Source organism: Polaribacter sp. Z014 (assembly GCF_023555435.1).
GTDB lineage: Bacteria > Bacteroidota > Bacteroidia > Flavobacteriales > Flavobacteriaceae > Polaribacter.
This window is the reverse complement of record NZ_JALCZP010000017.1, coordinates 46492-59724: the sequence shown is the minus strand read 5'-3', so window position 1 is coordinate 59724 and position 13233 is coordinate 46492. Positions and strand designations below refer to the sequence as shown.

Here is a 13233-nt window from a genome sequence, read left to right as displayed (position 1 = left end):
CTAACTCTTTTTAAAATCGTTTACAATAGCTTTAGCTACTTTTTCTGAAGCTCCTTTTCCTCCCAATTTCTTTTCTAATTCAAAATACTCTAAAAACAATTTTTCTCGATATTCATCATCTAAAATCTTTGTCAACTCTATTTTTAAATTCTTCTTATTAAAATCATTCTGAATCAACTCTTTTACCACTTCTCTATCCATGATTAAATTCACCAAAGAAATAAATTTTAAGGTGATGATTCTTTTGGCTATCTGATAAGAAATATTTCCACCTTTGTAACAAACCACTTGCGGCACTTTAAATAAGGCGGTTTCTAAAGTTGCTGTACCAGACCCAACAATTGCAGCATAAGAAACACTTAACAAATCATAGGTTTTATTACTGATAAAAGCCACCTTTCTGTTACCTATAATATTTTGATAGAAACTTAAATCTTGACTTGGTGCACCTGCAATTACAAACTGATACTTAGAAAAATCATCTATTAAAGACAACATCACCGACAACATTTTGGTGATTTCTTGCTTTCTACTACCCGGTAATAGTGCTATAATTGGTTTATCCGTTAGGTTGTACTCTTTTCTAAAATCAATTTCACTTACTTGTTTTCTACCTGCAATTCCATCAATTAAAGGGTGCCCAACAAACTCAACATTATAATCGTATTTTTTATAAAACTCCTTTTCAAAAGGAAGAATTACAAACATTTTATCGATATCTCTTTTAATGTCTTTTACCCTGCTTGCTCTACTTGCCCACACTTGTGGAGAAATATAATAATTAGTTTTAAAACCTTGCTCTTTTGCCCATTTTGCAACGCGTAAATTAAAGCCCGAATTATCAATCAAAATAAGGACATCTGGCTTAAATTGAGCAATATCTTTTTTACAAAATTTTATAAAACCCAATACTTTAGAAAGGTTCATAATCACCTCAAAGAAGCCCATAAAAGCGCGCTCTTTATAATGGCTTACCAATGTTCCGCCAACATTTTGCATTAAATCTCCACCCCAAAACCGAATGTCTGCATTTGCATCTTCTTTATACAATGCTTTCATTAGGTTAGAACCATGTAAGTCGCCCGAAGCTTCACCAGCAATAATGTAATATTTCATAGTATTAAATTGTCAGGTCGAGCGCAGTCGAGACCTTAATAAAACCTCTCGACTGCGCTCGAGGAGCCATTATCTCTATTAGAAAAATTTTAAAACCAAAGTAGTTAATGCAATTAAAATAGTTGCTAACAAAACTCCTTTTGCTTTGTTATCTTGTTTCTTTTTGATAAAAATAAAGAAGACAAATAAATTAGGAATTGCTGCCAAAGACAACACTTTTCCGTATAATTCTCCTTCTTTAATTAAATCGATAGTTTCATAAAATCCGAATTTAGAAATATATTCTAAATATAAAAATATACCTCCAAAAGTGGCAAATAACGAAACCAAGACCCCTATTAAAATATGTTTTTTTACAGTTCCCAAGCGTTTAATTTTTGAATCATGTGATGTGCCGTCATATCAAACTGAACAGGCACAACAGAAACATACCCATTTTCTAAGGCATAAAGATCTGTATCTTGGCCTTTATCTTTATTTACAAACTCACCAGAAAGCCAGTAATATTCTTTACCCATTGGATTTTTTCGTTTATCAAAAATCTCTTTCCAATACCCATTTGCTTGTCTACAAATTTTAACACCTTTTATTTCTTCCTTTTTTAATTTTGGAATATTTACGTTTAACACAATACCTTCTGGTATACCGTTTAACAAAGCATTTAATGTAATATTTTTTATATATTCTTCCGCTGGTTTAAAATCTGCATGCCATTTAAAATCTAATAAAGAAAAACCAATTGCTGGTATTCCTTCTATTCCTGCTTCTATTGCAGCACTCATAGTACCAGAGTAAATAACACTAATGGACGCATTAGAACCATGGTTAATACCAGAAACACATAAATCTGGTTTTCTATTTAAAATTTCATTCACCGCCATTTTTACACAATCTGCAGGCGTACCAGAACAAGTATATTCTAATTGCGGGCCCTCATCAACCGTAATTGCATTGCAGGTTAAAACATTATCAACCGTAATTGCGTGTCCCATTCCACTTTGTGGACTATCAGGTGCAACTACAACAACTTCACCAATTTTATTCATTATTCCAATTAAAGCTCTTAAACCAGGAGCTGTAATTCCATCATCATTTGTAAGTAAAATTAAAGGCTTGTCTTGCATCTTTTTAGTTTGATTTTCTGAATTTAAAATTCAAAATTTGAGGTAGTTTTCAATTTAAATATTGAACTTTAAATATTACATTATTTTAAGCAAAGATAATTGATTTTATTACGATTTCCTTTTTAACATTTTGTAAAGAATAAATTTTCTCTTTTTTATGTAATATTGTAGTATACAAAGCTGTATTTTTAAGTTAAAGAATAATAAATTAAGACAAAATGTTATTTCTGAATAGGACTTAAAACGTTCTAAAAAACAGCAAGGTAATTGCATACTCAATAATTTTGGCATTATTTTAGTAGTTTAGCAAAGCACAAGGAGTAATATCAGCATTAAAACAACGACAAAAGACAACATGAAAACTAAATATAAAATCACCACCTTTTTATTAGCAATGCTATTATTTGCAACTAGTTTACAAGCAAACGCTGCTAATATAGGCACAAAATCAGATCCTGAAAAAGATAAAATTTTAATTTATATTCTTAGAAATATCCTTACCAGAAGTCATTTTGTAGTTAAAGATATGAATGATGATTTTTCTGAATATGTATTTACCGAATTTATTGATGGCTTAGACCCAAATAAAAGATATTTTACACAACAAGACATTAAAGATTTTTCTAAATATAAATATGATATAGATAATCAACTTTTAAAAGAAGATATTTCTTTTTACAACTTGGTATATGAACGTTTTTCTAACAAGATTAAAAATGCAAAATCTTACTATGGTAGTTTATTAGAACACCCTTTTAACTTTAAGAAAAAAGAAACGATAGATGTAGATTACGAAAAAGTTCCGTTTGCTAAAAACGAAAACGAACTGATTGACTATTGGCGCAAACAACTTAAATTAAGCACTTTAATTAGAATTGAAGCTAAATTAGAAAAACAAAAAGCAGACGTACTCAAAGACAAAAACTTTAAAACTAAAAGCTTTGACGAGTTAGAAAAAGAAGCGCGTGCAGAAGTTCTTAAAAACATGGACGATTTATATGTTAGAATTGAAGAATTAGAGCATGAAGACTGGTTTTCTACTTTTTTAAACACTGTTGTTGGTGCTTTTGACCCGCATACAACGTATATGGCGCCAAGTATAAAAGAACGTTTTGACCAAGATATGTCTGGTAAATTAGAAGGAATTGGAGCTCGTTTGGTAAAAAAAGGTATTTATACAGAAATTTTTGAATTAGTCTCTGGAGGTCCTGCATGGAAAGAAGGAAACTTAGAACCTGGTGATATTATTTTAGAAGTTGCACAAGGATCTAAAGAACCTTTAGATATTGTAGGTATGCGTTTAGATGACGCCATTAAATTTATAAAAGGTAAAAAAGGTACTGAAGTGAGATTGACGGTTAAGAAAAAACTAGACGGTTCTACCAAAGTAATTTCTATTACTAGAGATGTTGTAGAATTAGAAGAAACTTTTGTAAAATCTAGCATTGTAGAAAAAGATGGTAAGAAATTCGGAATTATAGATTTACCTAAATTTTATATAGATTTTGATGAACAAAACTATAGAGACTCCGCAAAAGACATGGAGAAAGAAATTGCACGATTAAAAAGCGAAGGAGTTACTGGTTTAATTGTAGATTTAAGAAATAATGGAGGTGGTTCTTTAAAAACAGCCATTGAAATTAGCGGGTTGTTTATAAACCAAGGCCCAATTGTACAGGTAAAATATAGAGGTGAAGATCCAATCATAAAAAAAGATATTGATCCTAAAATTCAATGGAATGGTGCCGTAGTTGTCCTTGTAAATGAATTTTCTGCCTCTGCATCAGAAATTTTTGCAGCTGCAATGCAAGATTATAAAAGAGCGGTAATAATGGGTGGAAACCAAACATATGGTAAAGGAACAGTACAAAGTGTGTTACCTATTAATCAATTTACAAAATACGATAAAGATTTAGGAGCTTTAAAAATGACCATTCAAAAATTCTACAGAATTAATGGTGGTTCTACTCAAATTGAAGGTGTATATTCTGATATTGCAATGCCAGACAGATATAGTTATATGAAATTTGGTGAAAGAGATCTAGATAATGCATTAGTTTGGGACAAAGTAAAACAAGCAGATTATGTACAAACAAATTCTTATGAAAACTTTTCTGATGTAATTAATAAAAGCAAACAAAGAATTGCTGCCGATTCTAAGTTTAAGTTGATAAATGAATATGCAAAATGGTTAAAACAGAAGCAAGATGACACTTCATACTCTCTAAATTACAAACTATTTGATGAAGTAAATGTAGCTAATGAAAAAGATGCCGAAAAATTCAAAGCTGTTTTTGATTATAAATCAGATTTAACTTTTAATTCTCCTACTTATGAACTTTCATTAATTAAAAAAGATACAGCATTAGCCGATAAAAGAATAGCATGGCATAAAAACCTTTCTAAAGATGTATATGTTTTTGAAGCTATAAATGTTTTAAGTGAACTAAAAATGAATCCAAAAAACGAAATAGTAAAACAATAATTACCAAATATTAAATAACTACAAGCCTGATAATATTATCTAATGTTATCAGGTTTATGGTTTAAAAAAAGAGCTAACATGAGTTTTAAAGTAACATTTCACACTAAATGGTCAGACTTTGACCCAAACAGACACATGCGCCATACAGCGTATAATGATTATGCTGCAGAAGTAAGAGTTCGGTATTTTAGAGATCAAAATTTTTCTATAGAAGAATTTACAAGACATAATATTGGTCCTATTTTATTTACCGAAGAAACCTCCTTTAGAAAAGAAATTCATTTAGGAGAAAATATCACCGTAGATTTAAAACTATCTGGTTTATCTAAAAACGGAGAACGATGGAAAATTACACATCAGGTTTTTAATGAAGCTGGCCAACTTTCTGCGGTTATAAAAGTGTATGGAGCTTGGATAGATTTAACAAAACGAAAACTAACTACGCCTCCAGAAGAAGCGAAACATTTGTTTGATATTGCAGAAAAAAGTGATGCCTTTGAAGAAATAGTTCTAACAAGAAGCTAATCGTTTAAATCTTGTCATGCAGAACTTGTTTCTGCAGCTTATTTTCTTAATCAGCTATCAACTCTAAAATAATTTATAAAAAAAATCGTCTAAATTTCTTTAGACGATTTTTTATGTTAATCAGAATTTATTTCAGTAAACTTAGATACTGAAACAAGTTTAGTATAACAAGGATGTACTTTTTAGACAACCTTATTACCTATTGCTAATTTCTTACCAGAATAAACAATATAGCACAGTTACTAAAATACAAACGGCAATAGAACCTAAGTTAAACAACGGTGTAGTTTTAAATAAATCTGTTCCAAAATCAATCCCTTTAGGATCATCTTTCCCTTTGTTTTGAATATTACTCATTACCATAATGATAATAAGCGTTAAGACAGCTGTAATTCCCATTTGATGCATCCAAGGCTCAAATGCTGCTATTGGAATGAATTTTAAGGCTAATGCAATTGGAATAGATAAAATGGCTCCCCAAATAGCTGCATTATTCGTTGTTTTCTTATAAAACAAACCTAAGATAAATACCGCTAAAATACCTGGACTTACAATACCTGTGTATTCTTGAATAAATTGAAATGCTTGATCGATACCCCCTAAAAGTGGAGCCACAATAACAGCAATTATTAAAGCAACTGCTGCAGAAATTCTTCCCACATTTACTGTTGTTTTATCATCTGCATTTTTGTTGATATATTGCTTATAAATATCCATTGTAAAAATGGTAGATGTAGAGTTTAACATAGAAGCTAAAGAAGAAACAATTGCAGCAGCTAAAGCAGCAAAAGCAACACCTTTAAGACCTGTAGGTAAAAATTGCAACAACCAAGGATACGCTTTATCTGCTTGTCCGGCAGAAGGCATGTTTAACTGACCTACTGATCCTAAATTAGCCATAATAGACGGATCATTCACCATTACATAAGCCGCAATTCCAGGAATTACAACAATTAAAGGAATAATTAATTTTAAAAATGCAGCTAACAAAATACCTTTCTGAGATTCTTTTAAAGATTTAGCGGCTAAAGTTCTTTGAATAATATATTGATTGAAACCCCAATAATATAAGTTGGCAACCCATAAACCACCAACTAATACCCAAATACCAGGTAAGTTTACATAGTTATCATTAGATTCATCCAATATCATATGAAACTTTTCTGGTGCTGCATCCAATACTTTAGAAAAACCAGCCAACATTCCTTCTCCTCCAGAAACCGTATTTAAAGCTAAATAAGTAGTTACCAAACCACCTAACACTAAAAAGACTACTTGTATAACATCTGTCCATGCTACGGCAGATAAACCACCATATAAAGAGTATGCAGCTGCAAATAGTGCCAAACCAATAATGGCATACATCATATCTACACCCATAATGGTTTCAATAGCTAATCCTCCTAAATATAAAACAGAAGCAAGATTAACAAATATGTATAAACCTAACCAAAATACGGCTAAGATTGTTTTAAGGTTGGTAGAAAAACGTTTTTCAACAAATTCAGGAATGGTATACAATCCTTTTTCTATAAAAATAGGTAAGAAATATTTACCAACAATTATTAACGTTAAGGCTGCCATCCACTCGTAAGATGCAATTGCAATACCTAAAGCAAAACCAGAACCAGACATTCCTATAAATTGCTCTGCAGAAATATTTGCTGCAATTAAAGAAGTACCAATTGCCCACCAAGGCAAAGATTTACTTGCTAAGAAGTAATCTTCTGCATTTTTTTGGTGTCCCTTCTTATCTCGAGATACCCATAAACCTACACCTAAAATTAAAATGGCATACGCAATGAAGACTACATAGTCCCACATTTCAAATCCTGCTTTCATAATTGTTATTTTTGTTTAGTTAATTATTTAATATGTAAATATTGATTTTTTCTTTTTAAAAAATGTTTACATCCGTAAATTAAATGTCTTTTTTAGTAAAAAGATGAAACAAATAGCTTTTTTACTAACTCAAATGTTGGTTTTCTACAAATAAGACGTTTATCTGCTCCTTTTAAGAGATAATTTAGAAAAAATCACGAACAAAGATGGAAAAAATAATATTATTTTCAATACTAAAATCAATAAAATATTAAAAAAAAACATACTAGACCCTACTAGTTGGTTAGTATATAAAAAAGTTATAAATTTGTTGTACTCATGATTTCTATAAAAAACAAATCTGGCATTCCTAAATACAAGCAAATAATTATTGCTATAGAAAATGCTATTTCTAATAGTTCTTTAAAAAAAGGAGATCAACTTCCATCAATTAATACATTAAAAAGCGAAAACAAGTTATCTAGAGATACCGTTTTAATGGCTTTTAATGAATTAAAAAATAGAGGCATTATAGAATCTATTGTAGGCAAAGGGTATTATGTTTTAAATGAAGACATCAATGTTCTACAAAAAATATTTTTACTTTTTGATGAATTAAATTCATTTAAAGAAGATTTATATAATTCATTTTTAAAAAATCTAGACGAAACTATTCAAGTAGATATTTTCTTTCATCATTTTAATGAAACTATTTTTCAGAAACTAATAAAAGACAATGCTGGTGCTTATAATTATTACATAATTATGCCGGCAAATTTTAGAGATACTTTTAAAACTGTTCAACTTTTACCCAAAGAAAAAGTATACATTTTAGATCAAGTACCCAAAGATCTCAAAGATTATCCATCCATATATCAAAATTTCGAAAATACTATCTATGATAATTTAAATAAAGCATTAAAATTTATTTCAAAATATAGCAAAATAAATCTTATCTTTTCAGAGCAAAAACAACCTAGAGGTATACTTAAAGGATTTACACGCTTCTGCGAACAAAACACAATACCTTTTAAAGTATTAAGCAAAGTAAAAGCAGCTCCCTTAATAAAAGGAGAACTCTACGTATTGCTAGATGATATTAGCTTACTTAGAATTATCAAGAAAATGAAGAGTCAGAATATGACTTTAGTGAATGATATTGGCGTAATTTCTTATAATGACACGTTATTAAAAGAAATAGTTGAAGGAGGCATTACTACCATTACTACAGACTTTAATGAAATGGGGAAAAGATTGGCTAAAATGATTTTGAACAAAGAACAGGGAAAAATAGAAAACCCGAATAAATTAATTATTAGAAACTCAATTTAACAACACATTGTATACTATAAACCAAAACACCGAAAAAAATACTTTAGAAGTAACAAATACTGAAAACACCGTTTTTGGTAAAATTTACCTAAATAAAGGAGCTAGTTTGCAAGAATTAACCTTAGGCGGAAATGCCATCATTCAAGATTTGAATCCATTAACATACGATTCTACATTTGCATCCTCCATTTTATTTCCGTTTGCAAACAGAATTAAAGATGGAAAATATTCTTTTAACAATGAAGATTTTCAACTAGAAAAAAATCAAGAAGAAGAACAAAATGCACTACATGGTTTTGTGTATAATAAAACTTTTAAAGTAATTGATAAAAAAGTATCCGCAGATACCGCAAAAATAACTTTAGAATATATTGAAAAAACACGAAACGCTGGTTTTCCGTATACGTATGCTATTCAAGTTACTTATACTTTTACAAACGATGGTTTAGATTTGACTCTTGCCGTTAAAAACACCGACACTAAAGTTTTTCCATTTACTTTAGGATGGCATCCCTATTTTATCAGTGATAATTTAGCGGAAAGTTCATTAAATTTTGATTGTGATCAAAAATTAATTATTGGAGATAGAAATATTACTACCGGATCAGAAGATGTAAAGTCAATGATCAATTTAGCTATTGAAAATAAACAATTAGATGATTGCTGGGGATTAAATTCTGACAAAGTTACATTTAAGACTCCTAAATATCAATTAAATTTTCAATCATCGGGTAAAGACATTTATTTACAAACATACACTCCACCAAGATTAAATACGATAGCTATTGAGCCTACAACAGGTGTTTCTAATAGCTTTAATAATAAAATTGGCTTACAAACATTAAAACCTCACGAAAAATATTCCATTGTTTGGAAAATAAACATAATTAACAATTAACTAAGCAAATTATGAGTGCAACACTAATTAAGGATGTCAAAGATACATTCATCAAAAAATTTAAAACGGAACCTTTATTAATTTTTTCTCCTGGAAGAATAAATATTATTGGAGAACACACAGATTATAATGATGGTTTTGTTTTTCCTGCAGCTGTAAATAAAGGAATTGCAGCAGCTATTCAAAAAAGTGATTCTGGCTGCTCTACAGCCATCGCTTTAGACCTAGACAGTACCATAAAATTTGAATTAGATAAAATAAAACCATCTAAGGAAGGTAGTTGGGAAAATTATGTTTTTGGTGTTGTAGCAGAAATACAAAATAAAAACAAAGTAATTGGCGATTTTAACATTGTGTTTAAAGGAAATATTCCTGGTGGAGCTGGTATGTCTTCTTCTGCAGCTTTAGAAAATAGTGTTGTTTTTGGTTTAAATGAATTGTTTGATTTAGGGTTAACCAAACACGAAATGATTTTAATCTCACAAAAAGCAGAGCATAATTATGTGGGTGTAAATTGTGGTATTATGGATCAATATGCAAGTATGTTCGGTATTAAAGACCATGCATTACATTTAGATTGTAGAACTGTAGAATCTAAGCCTTATAAAATAGATTTCGAAAATCATCAATTAATGTTGATAAACACCAACGTTAAACACAGTTTATCTGACAGTGCCTATAACGACAGACGTTCTGCTTGCGAAAGCGTTTCTGAATTATTAAACATAAAAGCTTTAAGAGACGCTACTGAAGCAGATCTAGAAACGATTGTAGACAAAGTTACGCCTGCAAATTATCAAAAGGCATTATTTGTAATTCAAGAAAATAATAGAACTATAAAAGCCGCACATGCTATTGAAAATAATGATTTAGAATTGTTGGGTTCATTAATTTACCAATCTCACGAAGGTTTATCTAACCAATACAAAGTGAGTTGTGATGAATTAGACTTTTTAGTTGCACAAGCAAAGAAAAACAAACACGTTCTTGGGGCAAGAATGATGGGTGGTGGTTTTGGTGGTTGTACCATTAATTTAATTGACAAAAGCGAAGCAAAAGCATTTGCTGAAACGGCAGCCAAAGCGTATAAAAATAAATTTAACAACGAATGTTCAGTCTATTTTATTGAACTTTCTGAAGGAACACATATCGTAAAACAATAATTACAACACAAGAAAATGAGCAATACAAATTTACAAGATTATTCGCACAAGCGATTTAATATTCTTACAGGAGAATGGGTGTTAGTTTCACCACATAGAGCTAAAAGACCTTGGCAAGGACAAAATGAAGCTGTTAATAACGAAAAAAGACCAACACATGACGATTCTTGTTATTTGTGTGCTGGAAACACTAGAATTAACGGAGAAGTAAACCCAGATTATAAAGATGTTTTTGTTTTTACAAACGATTTTGCTGCATTACAAAATGATTCGCCAACGTTTAGTGTAAACGACGGACTTTTAAAAGCACAAAGTGAAACGGGTATTTGTAAAGTAATTTGTTTTAGTCCAGATCACTCAAAAAGTTTGGCTGATATGTCTGCAACGGAAATTCAAAAAGTAGTTTTTGCTTGGCAAAAAGAATTTAAAGAATTGTCTGAAAACCCTAACATTAACTACGTTCAAATATTTGAGAACAAAGGTGCAGTAATGGGTTGTAGTAATCCGCATCCTCACGGTCAAATTTGGAGTCAATCTTCTTTACCTAATGAAGTTGATAAAAAAAACACACAACAATTAAACTACTACAATAACAATAACAGTAGTTTATTGGGCGATTATTTAGCGCAAGAATTAGAAAAACAAGAACGTATTATTTTTGAAAATGATGGTTTTGTTGTTTTGGTTCCTTTCTGGGCTATTTGGCCTTTCGAAGCTATGATAGTTCCTAAAAGACCTTTGGCTAACATCTTAGAAATGACGGAAGCAGAAACCTTACAATACGGTGAAGCAATTTCTGTATTAACAAAAGCATACGATAAGATTTTTAATACTTCTTTTCCATATTCTAGCGGAATTCATCAAGCACCAACAGATGGTAATGAAAACAAACATTGGCATTTCCATATGAGTTTTTATCCACCTTTATTAAGAAGCGCATCTGTAAAGAAATTTATGGTAGGTTACGAAATGTTTGGAACTCCACAAAGAGATATTACGGCAGAACAAGCGGTAAAAATGATCAAAGACTGTTTGTAGCATTTACAAACTTTTAGAAATTTAAAAAGCTTCTCGTTATGAGAAGCTTTTTGCTTTTACCCAATAAATAAGATCTCTTATACTCACAATTTTAATCAATGAATCAACGATTAAAAAAATATTTACACACAGGTTTTACTATCCTTGGCCACCTAAGAAATTTAAAAACTTCCCTATCTAATTTAGAATCCAACTATTTTATAAATAAATATTATATGCCAATTTTCAGCAACAAGCATGAAAATTAAAAAACTACAATCTTTTAACTATAGGCCTAAAACCTATGGCATCTCTTTCTTATTAATATTTAATATATTTTTAAATACGTATACAAATTTAGAAAGGCTTTCATTTTGGGTATTCTTATGATTTTGAAATAAACATAAGAGCATTAGATCGATATAAATGTGCACCTTTTTTCTAAATTTGCAAAAAAATACACCTTATGAGAAATAACTTGTTTTTATGTTTGATTATATTGTTTTACAGTTTTACAAACCCATATAATTCCGACAAAGAAAATAATAAAAACAAGGATACTGCAGTAGAAAGAAACTCAGAGAAAAAGACAACTTTAAAAATTCTTACATGGAATATTCAAAACCTAGGAAGAACAAAAAATAATGAAGAGCTAAATTTTATAGCTAATACCATAAAAAACTACGATGTAATTGCTATTCAAGAAGTTGTTGCCAAAGATCCAAAAGGTACGCAGGCAGTTGCTAAAATTGTAAGTGCGTTAAATAGATTAGGTAACAAATGGAATTACACTATAAGCAACCCAACCAAAAGTCCCTCTAGTTATATAAGCGAACGTTATGCCTACATTTGGAAAACTTCTAAATTAAGACTTGTAAAAAAAGCTACTTTAGACGTTTCTTTAGAAAACATAATTGAAAGAGAACCCTACTTAGCAAAATTTGAAATCAAAAAAAGTAACACCACTTTTTATTTCATCAATATACATGCTCGTATTTACAATAAACATCCAGAAATGGAAATAGCACATTTTAAAAAATATCCTAAAAAACTAGAAACGGACCATCTTTTTATTTTAGGCGATTTTAACTTGAATGAAAAGCATAATGTATGGAATCCACTCTACAAAATGGGCTTTAAGCCTGCCATAAAAAATACGGCAACCACCTTAAAAAAGAAATGTAAAAACGGCAACTACACAAACCATGCTATTGATAATATTTACTATAATGCCAATAAAGTTAATGCAGTAAATACTGGAGTTGTAGATTTTGTAGACAATTGCAACAACTTAATAAATGCCAGAATGATTTCTGATCATTTACCAGTATTTTTAGAATTTAATATCTAGTAAGTTTATTTATAATTTAATACCAATAAACTCACTAATTTGAAGATTTCTATCATTTAGTATCCTTTTCAGTACTAATTTATTTTATATAGAAAAACAACTCCAAATGAAATAATTTAATCATTCAAATACTGCTCCCCAACACTATCTCGAATAAAAAATCATAATAAATGAAGTTGTAATAAATTTATTTAAATAACAATTTATTTCTAAATCACTCTACTCTACCTCAACCCCCTTATTCAATATAATTATCGGCTTCAAAAAATGATCTAAATCATTCAAAAAACCTAAGAAACAAACCAAAAAAGAAAACATTCCTAAAAAAAGCCTTACGAAAATCCGTAAGGCCTGGTATTAGCATTCTTTCCTTTTCAATAGGTTCTTTTTAGAACTACTTT

11 protein-coding genes are annotated in these 13233 nt (G+C 30.0%); 7 read left to right on the top strand and 4 right to left on the bottom strand.

Annotated features, from left to right (window positions below; all coding sequences use genetic code 11):
* From lpxB to surE, 3 genes are all read right to left on the bottom strand, one after another.
* The gene (lpxB, locus tag MPF19_RS15170) at window positions 1–1116 is read right to left on the bottom strand and encodes a lipid-A-disaccharide synthase (RefSeq protein ID WP_249988951.1); all 1116 of its coding nucleotides are present in this window, start codon (window positions 1114–1116) and stop codon (window positions 1–3) included.
* Window positions 1117–1194: 78 nt separating this feature from the next.
* A complete protein-coding gene (locus tag MPF19_RS15165; RefSeq protein WP_165733801.1) occupies window positions 1195–1482 on the bottom strand; it encodes a hypothetical protein in 288 nt (95 codons plus the stop codon).
* Window positions 1470–2240: a 5'/3'-nucleotidase SurE gene (gene surE / locus MPF19_RS15160; protein WP_203394748.1), complete on the bottom strand. Its 771-nt coding sequence runs from the start codon at window positions 2238–2240 to the stop codon at window positions 1470–1472. Before surE ends, MPF19_RS15165 begins: the two co-directional genes overlap by 13 nt.
* 355 nt (window positions 2241–2595) lie before the next feature.
* On the opposite strand from surE, the gene MPF19_RS15155 reads away from it, so the two are divergent.
* Both MPF19_RS15155 and MPF19_RS15150 read left to right on the top strand, forming a co-directional pair.
* Window positions 2596–4725, top strand: coding sequence for a carboxy terminal-processing peptidase (locus MPF19_RS15155; RefSeq protein ID WP_249988950.1), 2130 nt, complete (start codon window positions 2596–2598; stop codon window positions 4723–4725).
* A 78-nt stretch (window positions 4726–4803) separates the two neighbouring features.
* Window positions 4804–5250, top strand: coding sequence for an acyl-CoA thioesterase (locus MPF19_RS15150; RefSeq protein WP_249988948.1), 447 nt, complete (start codon window positions 4804–4806; stop codon window positions 5248–5250).
* 213 nt (window positions 5251–5463) lie between these two features.
* On the opposite strand, the gene MPF19_RS15145 is transcribed toward MPF19_RS15150, so the two are convergent.
* Window positions 5464–7092: a sodium/sugar symporter gene (locus tag MPF19_RS15145; RefSeq protein WP_203394751.1), complete on the bottom strand. Its 1629-nt coding sequence runs from the start codon at window positions 7090–7092 to the stop codon at window positions 5464–5466.
* A gap of 318 nt (window positions 7093–7410) precedes the next feature.
* Between MPF19_RS15145 and MPF19_RS15140 the strand changes: the two genes are divergently transcribed.
* The 5 genes from MPF19_RS15140 (at window position 7411) to MPF19_RS15120 (ending at window position 12832) form a co-directional block, all read left to right on the top strand.
* Entirely contained in the window at window positions 7411–8403 is a 993-nt protein-coding gene (locus MPF19_RS15140) for a GntR family transcriptional regulator (RefSeq protein WP_249988946.1), read from the top strand.
* Between the two features lie 7 nt (window positions 8404–8410).
* Window positions 8411–9301: an aldose 1-epimerase gene (locus MPF19_RS15135; protein WP_203394753.1), complete on the top strand. Its 891-nt coding sequence runs from the start codon at window positions 8411–8413 to the stop codon at window positions 9299–9301.
* Window positions 9302–9312: 11 nt separating this feature from the next.
* Window positions 9313–10464 (top strand): galactokinase, encoded by a 1152-nt coding sequence (gene galK / locus MPF19_RS15130; RefSeq protein ID WP_203394754.1) that lies wholly within the window; start codon window positions 9313–9315, stop codon window positions 10462–10464.
* Between the two features lie 15 nt (window positions 10465–10479).
* Entirely contained in the window at window positions 10480–11502 is a 1023-nt protein-coding gene (locus tag MPF19_RS15125; protein WP_203394755.1) for a UDP-glucose--hexose-1-phosphate uridylyltransferase, read from the top strand.
* A gap of 445 nt (window positions 11503–11947) precedes the next feature.
* Window positions 11948–12832 (top strand): endonuclease/exonuclease/phosphatase family protein, encoded by an 885-nt coding sequence (locus MPF19_RS15120; RefSeq protein WP_249988944.1) that lies wholly within the window; start codon window positions 11948–11950, stop codon window positions 12830–12832.
* Window positions 12833–13233: the final 401 nt, after the last annotated feature.

Excerpts from the sequence above, each read along its gene's own strand:
- MPF19_RS15155 (WP_249988950.1), top strand. The coding sequence starts at position 2,596 with ATGAAAACTAAATATAAAATCACCACCTTTTTATTAGCAATGCTATTA.
- surE (WP_203394748.1), bottom strand. The coding sequence starts at position 2,240 with ATGCAAGACAAGCCTTTAATTTTACTTACAAATGATGATGGAATTACA.
- MPF19_RS15125 (WP_203394755.1), top strand. The coding sequence starts at position 10,480 with ATGAGCAATACAAATTTACAAGATTATTCGCACAAGCGATTTAATATT.
- MPF19_RS15145 (WP_203394751.1), bottom strand. The coding sequence starts at position 7,092 with ATGAAAGCAGGATTTGAAATGTGGGACTATGTAGTCTTCATTGCGTAT.
- MPF19_RS15150 (WP_249988948.1), top strand. The coding sequence starts at position 4,804 with ATGAGTTTTAAAGTAACATTTCACACTAAATGGTCAGACTTTGACCCA.
- galK (WP_203394754.1), top strand. The coding sequence starts at position 9,313 with ATGAGTGCAACACTAATTAAGGATGTCAAAGATACATTCATCAAAAAA.
- MPF19_RS15140 (WP_249988946.1), top strand. The coding sequence starts at position 7,411 with ATGATTTCTATAAAAAACAAATCTGGCATTCCTAAATACAAGCAAATA.
- lpxB (WP_249988951.1), bottom strand. The coding sequence starts at position 1,116 with ATGAAATATTACATTATTGCTGGTGAAGCTTCGGGCGACTTACATGGT.
- MPF19_RS15120 (WP_249988944.1), top strand. The coding sequence starts at position 11,948 with ATGAGAAATAACTTGTTTTTATGTTTGATTATATTGTTTTACAGTTTT.